Here is a 20,770-nt window from a genome sequence, read left to right on the forward strand (position 1 = left end):
GGCTCACCTCAGGAAGGCGGCGGACCCGACTGCGAGGAAGACGACGGTTGCTCCGGGGTCTGCGTCGACGGTGAGGATGTTTGCGAAGACGACGGCGACGGCGGTTGACCGTACGCGGGGAACCCGGTCGGCGGTGTCGCCGGACCCTGTTGGCCCTGTTGGCCCTGTTGACCCTGGGGATGGCCCTGTTGCTGGGCTGCGGGGTAGCCGCCGGTCGACGGGCCGCCCGGGTAGCCGCCCGGGTACGTCGACGGGTATCCCGGCCGCTGCTGCGGTCCGCCGTGATGCTGCTGGCCCTGGTGACCGTAGTACGGGCCCGGTGCGCCGTACTGCTGATGCCCGTAGGACTGGTCGTACTTCGGACGCGGCGCAGGCGGAGTGATGACGCCCGACTCGAACAGCAGCGCCGCCACCGCGATGATCGCCTGGAACAGCGAGAACGCGATGATCAGGTACAGGCCCCAATCGATCGCGGCACCGCTGGGCCGGTTGATCACCTCGGCGATGATCAGGAGGAATGCCGCGACCGCCAGCACTGCGTACACCGACGTGTGGACGCCCTGCCTCGGCAGGAGCGCCGTCCCGGCGAGCAGGCCCGCGACGAGTGACGCCGCGACGGCGAGCACCAGACCGAACGAGCTTCCGCTGATGGTGCCCAGGCCCGGGAAATCCGACGCGGAGATCGTGAACAGGGGCGCAAAGCTCGCGAGGTACACCGCCAGCCCCAACAGCGCCACGGCGGCGGCCAGGTAGAGAGGCAGCTTGCTCGCGACGTCGGAGGCCGCGGATGAGCTCTCCGGCGTTCTGCCGAACTGCTGCGTCGGCGCGGAGAACTGGGTGGTCGGTTGATGTGCTTGCGGGTATCCCGGGCTACCGGGTGGTCCTTGGGGGTACGACATGGCCTCTCCTGTGCTCGGGCGGGCTTCGAAACCACGCTAGCGCACAGCGCGTCATGCAGAGACCAGCACCGGTTCGCCCACGGTGTCCTGTTCGGCCTGTTCGATTTCGCGGACCAGCGGCAACACCTTTGCGCCGAAGTATTCGATCTCCTCCTGGAAGTGCAGGAAGCCGCCGAGGATCAGGTCGACTCCGCGTTTGCGGTACGCCGCAATGCGTTCGGCGATCTGCTCGGGTGTGCCGATCAGCTGCGTGCGGAAGCCGTCGTTGTACTGCACCAAGTCCTCGAACGTCGAATCCGCCCACATGCCGCGCTGATCCGCGGTCGAGTTGCCCGCCTGTTGGACCGCGGCGCGGAATCCCTCCACCGCGGGTCTGTTGGCCTTGGCAACGATCTCTTTGAGCGTCTCCTTCGCCTCTTTCGCGGTGTCGCGGGCAATGATGAAGCCATTGAGCCCGAACCGCACCTCGCGGCCGACCGTGCGGGCGTGGCCGCGGACGTCGACGATCTGTTCGCTCACCCCGTCGTAGTCCTTGCCGTTGGAGAAGTACCAGTCCGCATACAGGCCACCGTTGCGCCGCGCGGCCGTGGAGTTACCGCCTTGGAACAGTTCCGGATTGGGCCGCTCGGGGGTGTTGAGCGGTTTGGGTTTGAGCGTGAAGTCGTGGATTCGGTAGAAGTCGCCGCGGAAGTCAACGTCGTCCTCGGTCCAGATCTTGCGCAGCACTTGGAGGAACTCCGCGCTGCGCCGGTAGCGCTCGTCGTGCTCGAGCCACGGCTCACCGAGGTGGGTGAACTCGTCTTTGAACCATCCCGACACGACGTTGACGGCGAACCGGCCGCCGCTGAGGTGATCGGCGGTGGCGCCGAGCTTGGCCAGCACCGCGGGCTGCCACAGCCCCGGATGCACCGCGGCGATCACCTTCAGTTTCTGGGTGGCCAGCAGCAGCGCCAGTGAGAAGCTGGTCGACTCGTGCTGGTACTCCGCGCCATAGCTGGCCTCGTAGCGGACCTGGGACAGCGCGTACTCGAAGCCGTTGTTCTCCGCGGTCTGCGCCAATTTCGCGTTGTAGTCGTAGTTCCAGTCGGTGCGCTGTTCGATGTCGCTGGTCACCAGCCCGCCACTGACGTTGGGCACCCAGTAGGCGAACTTCACGTGATCGGCGATGCGTTCTGTCGTCATGGTCTGACATGACAACAGTGACCGGGTCTCCCGTCGCCGGTATCGCTCGCGGTGAGGGAAACCCGTGCTTGCCCCCCAGACTGAAACACGTTCTAATTCTGGGCATGGATTACGGGCTCGTTCTGTTCACCAGCGACCGCGGGATCACGCCTGCGGCGGCGGCCAAACTGGCCGATGACCACGGTTTCACCACCTTCTACGTGCCCGAACACACCCACATCCCGATCAAGCGGCAGGCCGCGCATCCGACAACCGGCGACGAATCGCTACCCGACGACCGCTACATGCGCACGCTCGATCCCTGGGTCAGCCTCGGCACCGCGGCGGCGGTGACGTCGCGGGTCCGGTTGTCGACGGCGGTGGCGCTGCCGGTGGAGCACGACCCGATCACGCTGGCGAAGTCGATTGCCACGCTGGACCACCTCTCCGGTGGCCGCGTGAGCCTCGGGGTCGGGTTCGGCTGGAACACCGACGAACTCGCCGACCACAATGTGCCGCCCGGGCGCCGGCGCACCATGCTGCGCGAATACCTCGAAGCGATGCGGGCGCTGTGGACCCAGGAGGAAGCCTCGTACGAAGGCGAGTTCGTCAACTTCGGGCCCAGCTGGGCGTGGCCCAAACCGATCCAACCGCACATCCCCGTCCTCGTCGGAGCGGCGGGCACCGAGAAAAACTTCAAGTGGATCGCCCGGTCCGCCGACGGCTGGATCACCACACCGCGCGACTTCGACATCGACGAGCCGGTCAAGCTGCTGCAGGACACCTGGGCGGGCGCGGGCCGGGACGGAGCACCGCAGATCGTCGCCCTCGACTTCAAACCCGACCCCGAAAAGCTCGCCCGCTGGGCCGATCTCGGTGTTACCGAAGTGCTGTTCGGCCTTCCCGACAAGTCCGAAGACGACGTCGCGGCGTACGTCGAACGGCTGGCGGGCAAGCTGGCCGCCCTGGTCTGATCAGGGTTTACCGAAGCCTGCCGCGCCGAGCACCCGCCGTCCCGCGTCGCCGGTCACCGCATCGACGAACGCCAGGCCGAGGTCGCGCTGCGACGAATCCTCCAGCGTCGCAATGGGATAGACGTTGACGATATCGGTGGCCTCGGGTACGGGCACCGTGGTGACGCGTGCACCGGCGTCTCGAGCGTCGGTGACATAGATGATTCCGGCGTCGGCCTGACCGCTCGTCACCTTGTTCAGCACATCGGTCACCGAGGACTCCTCGCTCACGGGCGACAGGTCGACTCCCGCAGACACTTCGACCCTCCGTGTCGCCGACCCGCACGGGACCTGAGGGGCACAGACCACGACGTTGATCCCGGGTCGAGCCAGATCACGTATCGTCCTGACCTCCTTGGGATTTCCCGCCGCTACCGCGATCACCATGGTGTTGGACGCGAAGTTCACCGGGTCACCGGCGAGCAGTCCGGCGTCAGCGACCTTGTCCATGTTCACGGTGTCGGCGGAGGCGAACACGTCGGCGCGCGCGCCCTGCATCAACTGCGTGGCGAGGTCGGAGGAACCGGCGAAGGAAAACTCCACCCGAGTGCCGGGGTGGTCTTTTTCGAACTGCGCACCGATCTCGGTGAACGCTGCGTTCAGCGAGGCCGCGGCGAACACCATCAGCGAATCACGTTCGGACCCTTGCCCGCATCCGGTGGCCAGGGTCAAGAGCAGCGCGGCCAGAAGCGAGAGGGGCTTCACGACTGCTCCTCCCTTGTGGTCAGGCCAGGCTGGCGCGGTTGATCTTCTCCGCCGGACGCACGGTGATGGCCGCACCGAGCGGATCTCCGTCAGACATCAACGCAACGAGATCCTCCTCCTCGGAGATCGCCAGGAATCGCGAGTTGTCCGATTCGAGTCTGCCGATGATGATCCCGGTGCGGACCGGCCAGTCGTAGCGAACGGAGTAGGTCTCGATCGTCGCGCGGCCGTCGGCCCGCTCGGTCACCGGAACCTTCGGCAGTGCCGCGACGTCCGCGTCGAGCTTCTCGCTGTCGTTCGTCCGCCAGTCGACAGGCCGCGTGGAATAGATGCCGACCGAGTACTTGCTCATCGTGCCGCCGTTGGCACCCACGAAGCCGAATCGTCCAGGCTGATCGCGCATTTGGGTGACAGTCTCGGCGATGGCGTGCAGCGAGTAGCTGTTCCCCGGGCCGCCGAAGTACGGCAGGCCGCCGGTCACCGTCAGGCCCCGCGGGTCGTCGCCGTCGATGCCCAGCGCCTCGCAGGCGACGTACACCGGGAAGGGAAAGCAGCTGTACAGGTCGAAGGTGGCGATGTCGTCGACACCGATCTGGGCCACCCGCAGGGCTTCTCGCACGGCGTGGACGGTCGCGGGGCTGGCGCCGAGGTCGACGCGGTCCAGCAGGTCCTGCTCGGTCAGGTCCGAATGCCCGTGCAGGTACACCCATTTCTCCTCGGGCACCCCGAGTCGGCGTGCGGCCGCCACCGACATCATGATCGCGGCGGCGCCCTGGTTGACCTGATCGCGGGCCACCAGGAGGCGGGGGTAGGGGTCGCAGATCATCCGGTTGTCGTCGGTGACGGTGACGATCTCCTGCACCGACCGTTCGACCGGCGACGACGAAAACGGGTTCTTCGCAGCGACTTTCGACAATGGCGCGAACAGTTCGGCCATCTGCCTGCGGTATTCGGCGACGCCGAGTCCCAACCGGCTGCGACGCGCGTTGTCCAGCAGCCCGTATTGCACTGCGGCGCCGGTCAATCCGTGGGATGCGGTGTACTCGGTGAAGTACTTGTGGATCTGGTGCCCGCGGTCCTCGAGCTGACCCTCGACGTGTTCGGTGAAGTCGGGTTTGGTCTGTCCTTGTTCGGCGGCGCGGCGCCAGTAGCGGGCCGTCGAACCCGGTTCGGAGCCGATCACCATCGCCACGTCGAACTCACCCGCCGCGATGGCGCTGCCCGCCTCGGTGACGAGCTTCTGCGGTCCCTGCCCGCCGACCGGTTCGAGCACGACACGGGCCGGATCGCCGCCGACGCGCCCCATCACCGACCGCGGATAGTTGTTCGACTTGCCCAGCGTCGCGGGCATCGGTCCGGAGATCTCGAACTGGCGCAGCGCGTACACCGTCTCGATGGCCTGTGCGGCCGCCGTGGCATCGAGCCCGGTGTCGGCGAGCGCGGCACGCACCGCCTCAGTCGCGAGGTCAACCGCCGACATGCCCCGATAGCCGGGATCGTCGATGCGCTCGGTGAACTGCCCGACGCCGACGATGACCGGGGTCCGGGAATCGACCATTACAGACCTCCTGAGAACTGTTAGTTCGTCAGGCTAATCGAGCAGGAGAACGTGTTCCTAATCCTGCGGCACACTTCACACCCCGCGTAGGGCCTCCCACAAGCCGCGAGCGACCGCTTTTGCACACCAGACCGCGGCGTGTCGCGCACAAACACGGTCGCTCGCGCCTTGAGTGGAGCGCGCGCTACAGGCTCTGCAGGATCTCCCTGGCCAGGTTGGCGGTCTCCGAGGGTGTCTTGCCGACCTTGACGCCCGCGGCCTCCAGCGCTTCCTTCTTCGCGGCGGCGGTGCCCGAGGAGCCCGACACGATGGCGCCGGCGTGGCCCATCGTCTTGCCCTCCGGCGCGGTGAACCCTGCCACGTAGCCGACGACGGGCTTGCTGACGTTTTCCTTGATGTAATCGGCCGCGCGCTCTTCGGCGTCGCCGCCGATCTCACCGATCATCACGATGACCTTGGTGTCGGGGTCCTTCTCGAACGCCTCGATCGCGTCGATGTGCGTGGTGCCGATGACCGGGTCGCCGCCGATGCCGATGGCGGTCGAGAACCCGAAATCGCGCAGCTCGAACATCATCTGATAGGTCAGCGTGCCGGACTTCGACACCAGGCCGACCGGGCCCGGACCGGTGATGTTGGCAGGCGTGATCCCGGCCAGCGCCTCGCTGGGCGTGATGATGCCCGGGCAGTTGGGGCCGATGATGCGGGTCTTCTGCCCTTTCTCGACGTTGTAGGCCCACGCATACGCGGTGTCCTGCACCGGAATCCCCTCGGTGATGACGACCAGCAGCGGGATCTCCGCGTCGATGGCTTCGATGATCGCGTCCTTGGCGAACTTCGGCGGCACGAACACCACCGACACGTCGGCGCCGGTCTCCTTCATCGCCTCGGCGACGGAGCCGAACACCGGCAACTCGACGTCCTTGCCGTCCTTGTCCTTGTGCGAGACCGTCGTGCCGGCCTTGCGGGCGTTGACACCGCCGACCAGCTGCGTGCCGGCCTTGAGCATCAGCGCGGTGTGCTTGGTGCCTTCGCCACCGGTGATGCCCTGGACGATGACCTTGGAGTCCTTGTTCAAAAAGATCGACATGAGGTGCGTCCCTTACTTGTTCGCCAGCTCGGCGGCTTTGTCGGCTCCGGAGTCCATGGTGTCGGCCTGAATCACCAGCGGGTGATTGGCCTCGGCCAGGATGCGGCGACCCTCTTCGACGTTGTTGCCGTCGAGACGGACCACGAGCGGCTTATTGGCCTCGTCGCCGAGGATCTTCAGCGCGTTGACGATGCCGTTGGCGACGGCGTCGCACGAGGTGATGCCGCCGAACACGTTGACGAACACGCTCTTGACCTGCTCATCGTTGAGGATGACGTCCAGGCCCGCGGCCATCACCTCGGCCGAGGCGCCGCCGCCGATGTCGAGGAAGTTCGCCGGCTTCACGCCGCCGTGCTTCTCACCCGCGTAGGCGGTGACGTCCAGCGTCGACATCACCAGGCCCGCGCCGTTGCCGATGATGCCCACCGACCCGTCGAGCTTGACGTAGTTGAGGTCGTGCTCCTTGGCCTTGAGCTCCAGCGGATCGGTGGCGTCGCGGTCCTCGAACTCAGCGTGCTCGGGATGCCGGAAGTCGGCGTTGCCGTCGAGCGTGACCTTGCCGTCCAGCGCCAGGATCTGATCGTCAGGCGTGCGCACCAGCGGGTTGACTTCCACCAGCGTCGCGTCTTCGCCGACGAACACCTCCCACAGCTTGGCGATCGTCACCGCGGCGGCGTCGAGCACCTCCTCGGGCAGGTGGCCCTTCTTGGCGATCTCACGGGCGAACGCCTCGTCGACGCCTTTGGTCGCGTCGACGGGGATCCTGGCCAGCCGGTCCGGCTTGGTGGCGGCGACCTCTTCGATCTCCATGCCACCCTCGACCGAGCACATCGCCAGGTACGTGCGGTTGGCGCGGTCGAGCAGGAAGGAGATGTAGTACTCCTCCGCGATGTCGCTGGCCTCGGAGACCAGCAGTTTCTTGACGATGTGGCCCTTGATGTCCAGGCCGAGGATGTTCTGGGCGTGGGTGAACGCGTCGTCAGCGGTGGCCGCGTACTTCACGCCGCCCGCCTTACCGCGGCCGCCCGTCTTGACCTGGGCCTTGACCATCACCGGCTTGCCGATCTGCTCGGCGATCGCCTTGGCGTCCTCGGCGGTGTCGGTCACCCGACCGGGTGTGGTGGGCACGTTGTGCTTGGCGAAGAGCTCTTTCGCCTGGTATTCGAAGAGGTCCATTGGCTGTGGAACGTCCCTGTCTCTAGCGCGTCGATTGCGGAGTTGTTGGGCCGAAGGCTCGGTGGAACTTTATCCACACGCCCAGAACGTGTTGGCACCGCCCACCGCTCCTGTGGTAGATCTCACCAGCTCGGCTCAGTGATACAAATCACAATCTCCCACGGAATAGGCTCTCGGCTTGCAGCCGTCGTCGCGAGTTGGTTAACGTGCCTCTGGTCTCGATAACGCTTTGGTCACGACAGGCAATCCCGCAGGCTTCTCGACAGGCAAGGACACTCCAGGTTGGCTTCGCACCGTTCGTCCGGATCTCATCGCAGATCGTCGACGAACCGGCAAATCAGCCGCCGTGCAAGCGAATCCCCCGCCGAAGTCACCGACATCATCCCGTTCAACGAGTTCGGCGATCTCGCTGACATCGACTTCCGCGAGAACAGCGCGTTTGACCGCGAAGCCCAGGTCATCCACGCCCCCGAGCTCGACGACCTGACCGACACCGACGACCTCGTCCCGCTGCGTCTCGCCGTGCCATCGGAGTTTCAGTCCGGAGCCCGGTCTGGTGCAAGGCACGCGCGCCGCTCGCACGCCTACCGCGACAGCCACACCGACACCAGCGACGGCATGGACGCGACCGACGTCATCCGCATCGGCAGCCGCACGCCTGCGCACCGCAAGCAGGAAGTTCCCGTCAAGGGTCGGCTGATGGTCGCCGCGATGGCCGTCGGCGCCACCGCCGCGGGCGCGTACTCGATGGCCAATGCGGCCCACGAGAAGTCCTCGGAGGCCGTCCTGGCCGTCGGCCAGTCCACGATGGCCAACCCGGTGAGCGAGACGTCAGGCGGTATGCAGGTGGTCGCCGTGACCCCGGCCGCCAGCTCGGCAATGCACACCGAGGAGATCCAGAAGGCGGCCGCATTCGCCCAGGAGCGCGCCGAGCGCGAAGCCCGGCTGCAGCGGCCGATGTTCGTGACGCCCACCACGGGCGTGTGGACGTCGGGCTTCGGTTACCGTTGGGGCGCCCTGCACGGCGGCATCGACATCGCGAACTCGATCGGCACGCCGGTGCTCGCCGCCTCCGACGGCGTGGTCATCTCGGCCGGGCCGTATGCCGGTTACGGCAACATGGTCAAGGTCCGCCACTCCGACGGCACGGTGACGCTCTACGGTCACCTCAGCTCGTGGTCGGTGAGTGTCGGCCAGCGGGTCTGGGCGGGTGACCAGATCGCCAAGATGGGCAACACCGGCAACTCGACCGGCCCGCACCTGCACTTCGAGGTGCACCTGAACGGCACCGACCGCGTGGACCCCGTGGGCTGGTTGGCCAAACGCGGCCTGTCGTTCGGCAACTAGTCTGGCTGAGTGGCCAGCGACGACGATTCCGATCTGACACGCCAATCACCCCACTCCCCGTCGAGCGCGGAAACGGGCATCATTCGTCGTCACCCATCCGGTGAGATTCCGACCGGCCAGGATCCGCAGACAAGCATCATCCGGCGCCATCCGACCGGCTCGATTCCGATCGCCGGCCCGCCGACGCAGATGGCGGACGGAGGCGCCACGCAGCTGTCCGACCGCGCCGCGCCCGAAACGGCCTACATACCGCGCGCCCGCCCGGTCGCTGTCTCCCCGACGGGATCGCCGCCGGCCAACCCGAAGACCGCGATCGCCACCGCGATCGGCAGCATCCTGACCGGATGGGCCACCGCAGTCATCGCCACCGATCTGATCACCGGCTGGTGGCGCACCGACCAATTGTTCTGCGTCGCGGTCGGCTTCCTGACCGCGATCTCGGCGGCCGCCCTCATCGCCGGGCTGATCGGACTGCTGTTGCGCCGATGGGTGAGCCGCCTGCTGGTCATGGTGGGGTCGATGGTGGCGCTGCTGATCTTCTCCAGCCTGTTCGTGGCCGGGGCCAAACTACCCGCCGTGGTGTATGCGATCCCGGTGTTGCCGCTGGCGACCATCGTGCTCGCCGCGCTGCCCGCCACCGGACGCTGGGAACGCTCCGGTTAGAGCTTGCTGATCGGCGCGTGGTTGTGCATCAGCTTGACCCGACCGGAGCTGCCGAAGTCGATCAGCGACATCGCCGACTCGCCGACGCCGCTCACCTCTTCCACCCGGCCCAACCCGTACTTGTCGTGCGTGACCCGGTCGCCGGGCTCGAGCACCAGCAGCGGGCGCTTGCCCGCCCCGGACCGCGTGGGCGACGGCCGCGGTGACCCGAAGCGTCCCGCGCCGCTCACGGGTGCGCTGAACGACGGTGTCGGGTCGGTGCGCCGCCAGTCGATCAGGTATTGCGGAATCTCCTTGAGGAAGCGCGATTCCGGGTTGAGCATCGGTTGGCCCCACGACGAGCGGACCTTGGCTCGGCTCAGGTAGAGCCGCTGGCGGGCGCGGGTAATGCCGACGTAGGCCAACCGGCGCTCCTCGGACAGCTCGGCGGGATCGCCCAGCGCCCGCATGTGCGGGAACATGCCGTCCTCCCACCCGGTCACGAAGACGACAGGGAACTCGAGGCCCTTGGCGGTGTGCAGCGTCATCATCGTCACGACACCCGCGCCGTGCTCGGGCAGCTCGTCGGCGTCGGCAACCAGTGAGACCCGTTCCAGGAACTGGGCCAGCACCCCGGTGTCGGGGATGTCCTCGTCCAGCTGCTCATCATCGGCAAGCGCCTGCGCGTTGGCCAGGTCGGTGCTGAATTCGTGTGCGACGCTGACCAACTCGTTGAGGTTGTCCAGCCGCGCGAGATCCTGCGGATCGCTCGACGACTCGAGTTCGGCGCGATACCCGGTGCGGTCGAGCACCGCCTCGACCAACTCGCCGAGCTCACCGTCGAGGCGGCCGCGCAGATCGTCGAGCATCTCCACGAACGCCGAGATGCACTTCTCCGCACGGGTGTTGAGCATCGGCACCTTGCCCTCGGCAGCCGCCTGCAGGGCGTCGTTGAAGCTCAGGCCGGTGTTCTCGGCATACACAGCGACGCAGGCTTCGGCGCGGTCGCCGATGCCGCGGCGCGGAGTGTTCAGGATCCGACGCATGCTCACCGAGTCGCCGGGGTTGTCCAGCACCCGCAGGTACGCGACGATGTCGCGGATTTCCCTGCGTTCGTAGAACCGCACTCCCCCAACGACTTTGTAGGGGATGCCCGCACGGATGAACACCTCTTCGAGTGCGCGCGAGGAGTTGTTGGTGCGGTAGAACACCGCGACATCTGAGTAACTACCACCGTCGTCGACAAGCGCGTCGATCTCCTGGGCGACGAACCGCGCCTCGTCGTGCTCGTTGTCTGCGACGTAGCCGACGATCAGCTCGCCCTCCCCCTCGTCGGTCCACAGCCGCTTCTCGCGGCGGCCGGCGTTGCGGGAGATCACCGCGTTCGCGGCGTTGAGGATGTTCTGCGTGGAGCGGTAATTCTGTTCCAGCAGAATGGTTGTCGCGTTCGGGTAGTCGCGTTCGAAATCCTCGATGTTGCGGATCGTCGCACCGCGGAACGCGTAGATCGACTGGTCCGCGTCGCCCACCACACACAGTTCGGCCGGCGGCACCCCGGCTGGATCATCTTGCGAGGCGGCCGTCCCCACCAGTTCCCGCACCAGCACATACTGGGCGTGGTTGGTGTCCTGGTACTCGTCGACGAGGATGTGCCGGAACCGCCGCCGGTAGTACTGGGCGATCTGTGGAAACGCTTGCAGCACAGCGACTGTCTCGCCGATCAGGTCGTCGAAGTCGAGCGCGTTGGCCGCGCGCAGGCGGCGCTGGTACTCGGCGTAGACCTCGGCGATGATGCCGGGCAGTTCCTCGCCCGCCTCCGAGGCCTCGGCCGCCGCCTGCTCCGGGTCGACCAACTCGTTCTTGTGGTTGGAGATGGCGTTGGACAGCAGCCGCGGCGAATACCGCTTGGTGTCCAGCCCCATGTCCTTGCCGATCATCAGCAGCAGGCGACGCGAGTCGTCGGCGTCGTAAATCGAGAAGTTCGAATTGAGGCCCTTGATCAGGGAGGCCTGGTTACGCAGGATGCGCACGCAGGTGGAGTGAAACGTCGACACCCACATGGCGCGGGCGCGGGGCCCGACCAGGCCCACCACCCGCTCGCGCATCTCGGCGGCGGCCTTGTTGGTGAACGTGATGGCCAGCACCTGCCCGACGCCAACGTCACGGGCGGCCAGCAGATAGGCGATCCTGCGGGTGAGCACGGCGGTCTTGCCCGAGCCGGCACCAGCGACGATGAGCAGCGGCGAGCCCTCGTGCAGGACGGCCCGGCGCTGCTGCGGGTTGAGCCCCTCGAGCAGTTGGTCGGATTCGGTGGCACCGTTGGGTGCGATCAGGTTCGGTGCGCTCATGTCGGTATCGAACTTACCGCCGCGCAGGGACACGACCGCGGTCGAACCGCGCATCAACCCAGCGGTCGAACCGCGCATCGATTCAGCGGTCGAACCGCGCATCAACTCAGCGGTCGAACCGCGCATCGGCCCGCGGCCGAACCCCGCATCGAATTCAGCGGTCGAACCGCGCATCGGCCCGCGGCCGAACCCCACACGGCTTTGCGCTGGCGCAGCGTTTGGTGGCACACTTTGTCCCGTGCTCAGCAAACAGCGATTCATCTACGGGTACCGATCAGCGGCGCCCGTGGTCTCGCTGCTTCCCGAGAGCTCCACGAGGCGGTGACACCCATGACGACCGGAACCGAGACTGTGCCCGATATCGATGACCTGCGCCGGGAGATCGACCGGCTGGACGCCGAAATTCTCGCTGCCGTGAAGCGCCGCACCGAGGTGTCGAAGTTGATCGGTCAGGCGAGGATGGCCTCCGGCGGAACCCGCCTGGTGCACAGCCGCGAGATGAAGGTGATCGAGCGCTACAGCGAACTCGGCCCCGACGGCAAAGACCTCGCGATGCTGTTGCTGCGGCTGGGCCGCGGCCGCCTCGGCCACTGACCCGCCGGGTGATTTCGGTGTAGTTGGTTACGGTGAGCGCGACTGCCGACACCGAAATCGCCGGTCAACGCAGCGCGTCGGTCAGCCACGGCGTCAACCACTCGACCGCCTCCGGCGTGGGATGCACGCCGTCGCTGCGGATGCGGATGCCGTCGATCCAGTTGGTGTAGCCGCCGTTCGGGCCGAGCTTGCGGTTCAGGTCGAGCACGGTGACGTTCGAGCGGTACTTGACGGCGCTGCGCAGCAACGCGTTCCAGTCGTCGACCCGATCGGGATCGTCCTCCGGGTACAGGCTGCCGTCGCGTTTCTCGGCGCGGCGGTTGTAGGGCTCGGTCGTGACGACGACGCGCGCGCCGGTCGAGGACAGGATGTCGAGCGCGCGGTTGAGCTCGGCGCGCAGGTAGGCGTCATACGTCGATTCGCCGATGTGGGTCCAGCGGCCTTCGTTCATCCGGTCGACGACTTCCCACCGGCCCACGATCAGCAGCACCACGTCGGGCCGGTCGTGCTTGACCCGCTCCGACCACCTGCTCGGCCACGTATCGCAGGCGGGCTTCTGGTTCAGCGTCTGGCCGACGTAGCGATACGGTCCGCCGCGCGCGATGCCGCATCCGATCGTCGTGTAGTCGGTGAATCTCAGACCCGGTGTCTCCGGCAGGTAGCGCATCAACGTCCAGGCCACCGAGTCGCCGAACACCGCGACGGTCCTGGTGTTCGGATCGCGGTCGGCGCTCCGCTCCACGGGGATCGGCACCTCCGGCGCCACCAGCGCCGCGGAGTCGATGCTCGGGTCCTCCATCGGCGGTCCTGACGGCACGCCGACCGGCAGCACGGTCATCGTGATCACCGCGGCGGTGGCGGCCGTCGCACCGGCCAACGGCAGCATCGGCACGATCACCGGCCGCCAGCGCCGGATGGGCTGTTCGAGCAACCACCAGGACAGCGCCGCGACCGCCAGCGTCGCCGCACACCGCACCGCGAACAGCGACCAGCCGGAACATCCGGTGCGCTCGCCGTTGATCGCCAGGAAGATCGGCCAGTGCCACAGGTAGACGCCGTAGGAGATCGCGCCCAGCCACACCAACGGCCGCCACGCCAGCACCCGCGCGACCGGTCCTTCCTGATCCATCGCCGCCGCACCGATCACGCAGGCGGCGGCGAGCGCGACGATGATCAGCAGGCCGTTTCGGAAGTCGCCGGCACTGCCGGTCGCCATGTGCACCGCGAACCCCAGGACGACGACACCGACGACGGACACCGCGCGGGCGACCCCACGCAGCCATCGGGTCCTGATCACCGGCCCGGCCAGCGTCACGGTGGTCCAGTCGCGCACCAGCAGGGCGGCCGCCGCCGCGCCCACGAGCAGCGCCTGCGCGCGGGTGTCGGTGCCGAAGTAGATCCGGTTCAGCGTCCCCTCGTCGATCAACAGAATCGCCGCCGCCGCCGAGGCGATCGCCCCCGCGCCGGCAACGGCCAGAACCGCCCATCGCAGATGGGTCGGGTTGCGACGACAGAAGACGAACGCGACGGCGATCAACAGCAGCGGCCAGAGCAGGTAGTACTGCTCCTCGACCCCCAGCGACCAGGTGTGCTGCAGCGGCGAGGGTGGTGCGCCCTGGGAGAAGTAGTCGGTGCGCTGGGCGACGAACGCCCAGTTGGCCACCCAGAAGAAGGACGCGACGGCGTCATCGCGCAGATTCGCGATCGCCTCCGTCGAGAAGAACTCGCGGGCGGCCACCACCGCGAGCACCATCACAAGAAGTGCAGGCAGCAGTCTGCGGGCGCGACGTATCCAGAAGTCGCGCAGCCGGATTCGACCGGTGCGCGCGTGCTCGTCGAGCAGCAGCGAGGTGATCAGGAAGCCGCTGAGCACGAAGAACACGTCGACGCCGAGGAAGCCGCCGTCGACGCCGGGAATGCCGCCGTGGTCGGCGAGCACGAGTGCGACGGCGACGGCGCGGATGCCGTCGAGGGCGGGGATCTCGCCACGCCGACGCGCACGCGAGGAGGGATGTACTGACAGCGGGCGGCGATCAGCGGGCGCGACGGAGCGACGCGCATTCACTTGCGAAATCTTGCCCGTGCGAGGCGACCTGCCGCGGCAGGCGCGGCGGCGTGTCGAACTACTTCGTCAGCGCGATGTATTTCACCTCGAGGTACTCCTCGATGCCCTCGAAACCGCCCTCGCGCCCGAAGCCGGACTCCTTGACGCCGCCGAACGGCGCGGCCGGGTCGGAGACAACGCCGCGGTTGATCCCGACGATGCCGGACTCGAGGCCTTCGGCGACGCGCAGCGCGCGGTCCAGCGACTGGGTGTAGATGTAGGCGGCCAGCCCGTATTCGGTGTCGTTGGCCGCGGCGACGCCCTCCTCCTCGGTGTCGAAACCGGTGATCGGGGCGACCGGGCCGAACACCTCCTCGGAGAGAATGCGGGCGTCGGCGGGCACGTCGGCCAGCACCGTGGCCGGGTAGAAGCTGCCGGGACCGCCAGGAGCGACGCCGCCGACCGCGACGGTCGCGCCCCGCGACACCGCGTCGGACACCAAATCCTCGACGGTGGCGACCTGCTTGGCGTTGATCAGCGGCCCGAGTGTGGCCGACTCGTCGATGCCCTTGCCGAGGGTGAACTCGCTCATCCGCTTGACCAGCTTGTCGGTGAACTCCGCGCGCACCGAGTTCGCGACGTGGAAGCGGTTGGCCGCCGTGCACGCCTCGCCGCCGTTGCGCATCTTGGCCAGGATGGCGCCTTCGACGGCGGCGTCGACGTCGGCGTCGTCGAACACCACGAACGGGGCGTTGCCGCCCAGTTCCATCGACGTGCGCAGCAGTTTGTCCGCCGACTGTTTGACCAGCGTCTTGCCCACCCCGGTCGAACCGGTGAAGGTCAGCTTGCGCAGCCGGCCGTCGTCGATCAGCGCGGCGGTGACATCGCCGGCGTTCTTCGTCGGCAGCACCGACAGCACGCCCTTGGGCAGACCCGCCTCGTCCATCAGCTTGGCCAGCAACAGCATCGTCAGCGGCGTGTCCTGCGCGGGCTTGACGATCATCGTGCACCCGGCGGCGAACGCCGGGCCGATCTTGCGGGTGCCCATCGCCAGCGGGAAGTTCCACGGCGTGATCGCATAGCAGGGCCCGACCGGTTGCTTGGTGACAAGGACACGTCCGCTGCCCGCGGGGCTCTGGGTGTAACGGCCCGCGACGCGCACCGCTTCCTCGGAGAACCAGCGGAAGAACTCGGCGCCGTAGGTGACCTCGCCCATGCTCTCGCGCAGCACCTTGCCCATCTCGAGAGTCATCAGCGTCGCGATGTCCTCGGCGCGTTCGGTGATCTTCTCGAACACCGCGCGCAGGATCTCGCCGCGTTCGCGCGGGGCGGTGGCCGCCCACTCGGCCTGCACGGCGCACGCGGCGTCGAGCGCGGCGATCGCATCGTCGGCGGTCGCGTTGGCGACGGAGGCGATCACCGAGTCGTCGGACGGGTCGAGCACATCGAAGGTTGACGCGCTCTCGCGTTCCTCACCACCGATCCACAGTCCGGTGGGCACTGACGACAGCAGCTTCGCGGTATCCATAACTCTTCTGTACACCTTTGGCCATTTCGCCGCACTAGGGTCATGTTCATGAGTGCCGACTCCGACCAGATACCCGATATCACCGCGACTCCGGCGTGGCAGGCGTTGCAGCGGCATCACGGTGAGATCGGCGCGAAACACCTGCGCGAGTTGTTCGCCGAGGATCCGGCCCGCGGCACTGAGCTCGCCACGACGGTCGGCGACCTCTACATCGACTACAGCAAGCATCGGGTCACGCGCGAGACGCTGAGCCTGCTGGTGGATTTGGCCCGCGCCGCGGGATTGGAGCAGAAGCGTGACGCGATGTTCTCCGGCGTGCACATCAACACCTCCGAGGACCGCGCCGTCCTGCATACCGCCTTGCGGTTGCCGCGCGGTGCCCAACTGCTCGTCGACGGGCAGAACGTCGTCGCCGACGTGCACGAGGTGCTCGACAAGATGGGTGACTTCACCGACCGGTTGCGCAGCGGCGCATGGACCGGCGCGACGGGCGAGGCGATCAAGACCGTCGTCAACATCGGCATCGGCGGGTCGGACCTCGGACCGGCGATGGTCACCCTCGCGTTACGGCACTATGCCGACGCGGGCATCTCGGCGCGGTTCGTCTCCAACGTCGACCCTGCCGATCTGGTCGCCACCCTCGACGGGCTCGACCCTGCGACAACGCTTTTCATCGTCGCGTCGAAGACGTTCTCGACGCTCGAGACGCTGACCAACGCGACGGCGGCGCGTCGCTGGCTGACCGATGCGCTCGGAAACGCCGCGGTGTCACGGCATTTCGTGGCGGTATCGACGAACAGGAAACTGGTCGACGATTTCGGCATCAACACCGAGAACATGTTCGGGTTCTGGGACTGGGTCGGCGGCCGGTATTCGGTCGACAGCGCGATCGGCTTGAGCGTGATGGCGGTGATCGGCCGCGAGCGGTTCGCCGAGTTCCTGTCCGGGTTCCACATCGTCGACGAGCATTTCCGCACCGCACCGCTGGAGTCCAATGTACCGGCGCTGCTCGGACTGATCGGGCTCTGGTACAACGAGTTCTTCGGCGCCGAAACCCGTGCCGTGCTGCCGTATTCGAATGACCTGGCCCGCTTCGCCGCCTATCTGCAGCAGCTGACGATGGAGTCGAACGGCAAGTCGGTGCGCGCCGACGGTACGCCGGTCACCACGAGTACCGGCGAGATCTTCTGGGGCGAACCGGGCACGAACGGTCAACACGCGTTCTATCAACTGCTGCATCAGGGCACGCGTCTGGTTCCTTCCGACTTCATCGGCTTCTCACAGCCCACCGACGACCTGCCGACCGCCGACGGCAAGGGCAGCATGCACGACCTGTTGATGAGCAACTTCTTCGCCCAAACGCAGGTCCTCGCATTCGGCAAGACCGCCGAGGAGATCGCCGCCGAAGGCACTCCGCCGGATGTGGTGCCGCACAAGGTGATGCCGGGTAACCGGCCCAGTACGTCGATCCTCGCGACCCAGTTGACCCCGTCGGTGCTCGGACAGTTGATCGCACTCTACGAGCACCAGGTGTTCACCGAGGGGGTCGTCTGGGGTATCGACTCGTTCGATCAGTGGGGTGTCGAACTCGGCAAGACCCAAGCCAAGGCGCTGCTCCCGGTCATCACCGCCGACGGCTCCCCCGCCGACCAGTCGGACTCCTCGACCGACGCGTTGGTGCGCCGGTACCGCAGCGAGCGCGGCCGGTCTGCCTGACTCAGCGTGCGGCGCGGGCCTTCACGAACGAGCGCACACCGGCGATCAAGTACACCAGCAGCAGAACGAACATGATGGTGCTCGTGATGACGGCCGCGGGTCGCTCGGCCGTGCCCGCGAACACCTCGCCAAGACCGAACACGTTGCGTAGCGCACCGAGCGCGGCGAGCAGCGCGATCACCAGGGCGGCGTGCATGGCGATCTTGCGGGCTTGATCGGAGCGACGCCCGATCAGGGCGGCGATGAGCAGGACGATGCCGACGAATGCCGGGATCAGCGCGGTCACGCTGACCGCACCGCTGGCGATGTACGCGATCACCCCTGTCGCGACGAGCAGTCCTCCGGTCCAGGTGGTCAGGGCGAGCATCGGCATCCTTTCTACGGTTGTCGCCGACGACTCTACCGACGCAGGGATTCTCAACGCGGTTCAGGCGTCGGGGTCCGGGCGGGTCCAGCCCAGGATCATCGCCGGCGCGCAACCACCGAACACCAGGACGGCCAACGACATCAGCGCGCCCGAGTAGGCCACGTCGGTGTCGGTGTCCTGCAGATAGATCGACGCGACGAGCAGGTAGCCGATCGGGATCAGCATCAGGTACTGGGTGATCGTCAGACCGATTGAGCGGGCACTGTTGCGCTGCTGCACCTCGTACTCGTCGAGTGCGGCCTCCGGGGCGTCGCCCTGCCTGCCGGACACGATCTGCAGCATCGTCCACAGCGGGAGGAAGACGATGCACACTCCCAGCCAGAGCAGGGGTGCCCACCGCAGTCCGAATGCGCTCAAGACGCTCACCGCGAACAGGGACGCGAACGTGATGGCCAAACCCACGACGAGAAGCCGCCGCCGGGACTGCGTGCGCCAGCCGGGAAGCAGATTCGCGTATGTGCGCTCTCTTTTGAGGAACCGCCGGGTGCGGGACTCCTGGTAGCGGTCGAGCAACGTGTGGTCAGCCTGCCGGGTCGACGGGGACATCTCGGTCTCCTCCTTGCGATCGGGTGTTCGTGCGGTAGAGCTCGGTGGACAACGGGGTGAACTCCGTTCGGGAGAACACCGCCTCGACGGGGAGACCGAAGACATCGCAGATCCGGAACGCCAGGTCCAGGCTCGGATAGTGGTCGCCACGTTCGAGCGCGCCGACCGTCTGCGGGTTCACGTCGATCAGCGCGGCGAGCTCGGCTCGGGTCATCCGACGCTCTGCGCGCAGGACACCGATGCGGTTGTGGATGGGGAGCGTTTTCCCCCTTTTCACCGGACTCACACAACACAGTGTTGGGAAAACCCAATAAAATGTCAAGCCGTTGGAACGTGCCTAGCTACGCGAAGATGCGGATTCATACGTGACACGCCCTCGGATGCGGAGGAAACCGCACGTTCGGCGTTGAAGCCCGGGTCCCTACAGAAAAGCAACGCGGCGCACGCTCAGCGAGGAGCGTGCGCCGCGTTGGCTGGGCGCTGGAAGAAGTTGGCTAGTGGTTACGGGGCAGGGATGTTGATGCAGCCGACGTTCGGCAGGCAGCCGCTCGCGCCACCGGGGCCGGCTGTTCCGCCGGGTCCGTTCGGAGCCAGCGAGCCGCTTGCGCCGCCGGGTCCGGCCGTACCGCCGGGGCCACCGGGGATCACACCGGCCGCACCGCCGCCATCAGCGGTGCCTTGCGGACCACCGGGAACGTTCACGTCAGCACCGCCACCGGGAGAGGCGTCGATGTTGCCGGTCACCGCACACGGGGTGCCGTCGGCATTCAGACACGGAGGAGGCGCCGGCTGCGCACCGGCCACCGGCGCGACGGCGAAGGCAACTGCCGCGGCGCCCGAGAACAACAGGGGCAACATCTTCGTCAGTTTCACGTTCATGTCCTGAGGGCTACCACGTCAGCGGTTTACTGAAACCTTCAAACTTTCTTCGCCGGAAGAGGGACCGGTCACAGCCTTCCGACTTGTCTCAACCCGGAAACGGTGTCCGCCAGCGTTTCCTGGGGATCGCGGTACGAAATTCCCAGTTCGGTCTCGCTGGGCGAATCGTCAGACGACGGCATCTGCGTGTAGTACTGCATCGCCGCCGCGGTGACCGGCGCGTCGAAGGGCAGAAGCGGGCCCACCACGTCGACCACCCGTCCGATGTTGCGCAACAACGTATCCGGCACCGGATACACCCGCAGCGACGTGTTCGCCGCCTTCCCGATCATCGTCGCCAGGTCGGCGATCGGAACTCGCTTGCCGCCGGCCATATATCGGCGTGGTCCCTTGCCCGGCTCGAGTAACGCCGCATGCAACACGGCCAGGTCTCGAACGTCGACCACGATCCACGCGGCACCGCGACCCGGCACCCCACGCATCTGGACCGCGGCTTGAACACCTTCTGCCGCTTCACCGAACTGGTTGCCCGCCGGCGGCCCCAGCACCATGCCCGGGTACGTGATGCTCACCGGCGCACCCGCATCCTGGAGGCCTCGCGCGTACTTCTCCACCTCCGCTTTCGACTTCCCGTAGCCGTCGGACCCGCCCACCACCGGGAGGTCGGCATGGAGAACGCTGCAGTTGGGGTCGAACAACGCCGTGAAGCTGGAGACGTGGATGATCGGGTCGAGGCCGCGTTCCGCAGCCACACCGAGCACGTTGTGTGCACCGTCGAGGTTGGTCCGCAGCATCTTGTCGGCCTGCCGAGGGTCCACTGAAACCATTGCCGCCGAGTGAATTACGGCGTCGCAACCATCCATCGCCGCGGCGGTCGACTCGCCGTCGGCGATGTCGCCGACGGCGTAGTCGTCGGTCGCGACGCCGATCTCCGCGGCGCTCGTCTTGAGCCGGGCCGGATCGCGGACCAGAAACCTCACCTGGTGACCCGCATCGGCCACCGCTTTCGCCGTCCACGCCCCGACAAACCCGGTACCCCCGGTCAACAGCACCCTCATAGATACCTCCTCTAGGAACTAGCGCTGCGGGTTCCCCCAAGC

At 67.0% G+C, this 20,770-nt stretch carries 19 protein-coding genes; 5 read left to right on the forward strand and 14 right to left on the reverse strand.

The annotated features are described in order from the left end of the window. Positions 1–8: 8 nt before the first annotated feature. Together A5759_RS16275 and sfnG are read right to left on the reverse strand one after the other, a co-directional pair. Positions 9–899: a DUF5336 domain-containing protein gene (locus A5759_RS16275; RefSeq protein ID WP_068199431.1), complete on the reverse strand. Its 891-nt coding sequence runs from the start codon at positions 897–899 to the stop codon at positions 9–11. Between the two features lie 51 nt (positions 900–950). Next, entirely contained in the window at positions 951–2,081 is a 1,131-nt protein-coding gene (sfnG, locus tag A5759_RS16280) for a dimethylsulfone monooxygenase SfnG (protein WP_068199433.1), read from the reverse strand. A gap of 104 nt (positions 2,082–2,185) precedes the next feature. Between sfnG and A5759_RS16285 the strand changes: the two genes are divergently transcribed. Continuing rightward, a complete protein-coding gene (locus A5759_RS16285; RefSeq protein ID WP_064399500.1) occupies positions 2,186–3,034 on the forward strand; it encodes an LLM class F420-dependent oxidoreductase in 849 nt (282 codons plus the stop codon). Here A5759_RS16285 and modA read toward each other — a convergent pair whose 3' ends face one another. The 4 genes from modA to sucC form a co-directional block, all read right to left on the reverse strand. Next, positions 3,035–3,778, reverse strand: a complete 744-nt coding sequence (modA, locus tag A5759_RS16290) for a molybdate ABC transporter substrate-binding protein (RefSeq protein WP_231984667.1) — start codon at positions 3,776–3,778, stop codon at positions 3,035–3,037. 19 nt (positions 3,779–3,797) lie between these two features. Beyond that, positions 3,798–5,336: an acetyl-CoA acetyltransferase gene (locus tag A5759_RS16295; RefSeq protein WP_068199435.1), complete on the reverse strand. Its 1,539-nt coding sequence runs from the start codon at positions 5,334–5,336 to the stop codon at positions 3,798–3,800. Positions 5,337–5,520: 184 nt separating this feature from the next. Continuing rightward, positions 5,521–6,423: a succinate--CoA ligase subunit alpha gene (gene sucD, locus A5759_RS16300; RefSeq protein ID WP_068199437.1), complete on the reverse strand. Its 903-nt coding sequence runs from the start codon at positions 6,421–6,423 to the stop codon at positions 5,521–5,523. A 12-nt stretch (positions 6,424–6,435) separates the two neighbouring features. Then, positions 6,436–7,599 (reverse strand): ADP-forming succinate--CoA ligase subunit beta, encoded by a 1,164-nt coding sequence (gene sucC / locus A5759_RS16305; RefSeq protein ID WP_068199439.1) that lies wholly within the window; start codon positions 7,597–7,599, stop codon positions 6,436–6,438. A gap of 282 nt (positions 7,600–7,881) precedes the next feature. Between sucC and A5759_RS16310 the strand changes: the two genes are divergently transcribed. Both A5759_RS16310 and A5759_RS16315 read left to right on the forward strand, forming a co-directional pair. Further along, the gene (locus tag A5759_RS16310; protein ID WP_068199441.1) at positions 7,882–8,946 is read left to right on the forward strand and encodes a M23 family metallopeptidase; all 1,065 of its coding nucleotides are present in this window, start codon (positions 7,882–7,884) and stop codon (positions 8,944–8,946) included. A 9-nt stretch (positions 8,947–8,955) separates the two neighbouring features. Next, complete coding sequence (locus A5759_RS16315; protein ID WP_369816218.1) at positions 8,956–9,609, forward strand: hypothetical protein; 654 nt, start codon at positions 8,956–8,958, stop codon at positions 9,607–9,609. On the opposite strand, the gene pcrA is transcribed toward A5759_RS16315, so the two are convergent. Continuing rightward, positions 9,606–11,936: a DNA helicase PcrA gene (gene pcrA / locus A5759_RS16320; protein WP_068199566.1), complete on the reverse strand. Its 2,331-nt coding sequence runs from the start codon at positions 11,934–11,936 to the stop codon at positions 9,606–9,608. The two genes, A5759_RS16315 and pcrA, sit on opposite strands and share 4 nt — an antisense overlap. A 273-nt stretch (positions 11,937–12,209) precedes the next feature. Between pcrA and A5759_RS16325 the strand changes: the two genes are divergently transcribed. Beyond that, positions 12,210–12,530, forward strand: coding sequence for a chorismate mutase (locus A5759_RS16325; protein ID WP_255392532.1), 321 nt, complete (start codon positions 12,210–12,212; stop codon positions 12,528–12,530). A 64-nt stretch (positions 12,531–12,594) separates the two neighbouring features. On the opposite strand, the gene A5759_RS16330 is transcribed toward A5759_RS16325, so the two are convergent. Continuing rightward, on the reverse strand, positions 12,595–14,595 hold the full coding sequence (locus tag A5759_RS16330) for an acyltransferase family protein (RefSeq protein ID WP_369816219.1): 2,001 nt from the start codon (positions 14,593–14,595) through the stop codon (positions 12,595–12,597). Between the two features lie 58 nt (positions 14,596–14,653). Next, positions 14,654–16,102, reverse strand: coding sequence for an NAD-dependent succinate-semialdehyde dehydrogenase (locus A5759_RS16335; protein ID WP_068199443.1), 1,449 nt, complete (start codon positions 16,100–16,102; stop codon positions 14,654–14,656). Positions 16,103–16,150: 48 nt separating this feature from the next. Here A5759_RS16335 and pgi point away from each other — a divergent pair, with 48 nt between their 5' ends. Next, positions 16,151–17,818, forward strand: coding sequence for a glucose-6-phosphate isomerase (gene pgi, locus A5759_RS16340; RefSeq protein WP_068199569.1), 1,668 nt, complete (start codon positions 16,151–16,153; stop codon positions 17,816–17,818). A 1-nt stretch (position 17,819) separates the two neighbouring features. Here the strand turns inward: pgi and A5759_RS16345 are convergent, their stop codons facing one another. The 5 genes from A5759_RS16345 to A5759_RS16365 all read right to left on the reverse strand — a co-directional run bounded on the left by A5759_RS16345 (position 17,820) and on the right by A5759_RS16365 (position 20,728). Then, the gene (locus A5759_RS16345; RefSeq protein WP_231984668.1) at positions 17,820–18,191 is read right to left on the reverse strand and encodes a hypothetical protein; all 372 of its coding nucleotides are present in this window, start codon (positions 18,189–18,191) and stop codon (positions 17,820–17,822) included. A gap of 54 nt (positions 18,192–18,245) precedes the next feature. Continuing rightward, on the reverse strand, positions 18,246–18,791 hold the full coding sequence (locus tag A5759_RS16350) for a hypothetical protein (protein WP_068199445.1): 546 nt from the start codon (positions 18,789–18,791) through the stop codon (positions 18,246–18,248). Continuing rightward, positions 18,766–19,077, reverse strand: a complete 312-nt coding sequence (locus A5759_RS16355; RefSeq protein WP_082962156.1) for a helix-turn-helix transcriptional regulator — start codon at positions 19,075–19,077, stop codon at positions 18,766–18,768. Before A5759_RS16355 ends, A5759_RS16350 begins: the two co-directional genes overlap by 26 nt. 215 nt (positions 19,078–19,292) lie before the next feature. Then, on the reverse strand, positions 19,293–19,670 hold the full coding sequence (locus tag A5759_RS16360; protein ID WP_068199448.1) for a hypothetical protein: 378 nt from the start codon (positions 19,668–19,670) through the stop codon (positions 19,293–19,295). A 68-nt stretch (positions 19,671–19,738) separates the two neighbouring features. Beyond that, the gene (locus A5759_RS16365; protein WP_068199449.1) at positions 19,739–20,728 is read right to left on the reverse strand and encodes an NAD-dependent epimerase/dehydratase family protein; all 990 of its coding nucleotides are present in this window, start codon (positions 20,726–20,728) and stop codon (positions 19,739–19,741) included. Positions 20,729–20,770: the final 42 nt, after the last annotated feature.

Source organism: Mycobacterium sp. 852014-52144_SCH5372336, assembly GCF_001665615.1.
Taxonomy (GTDB): Bacteria; Actinomycetota; Actinomycetes; order Mycobacteriales; family Mycobacteriaceae; genus Mycobacterium; species Mycobacterium neumannii_A.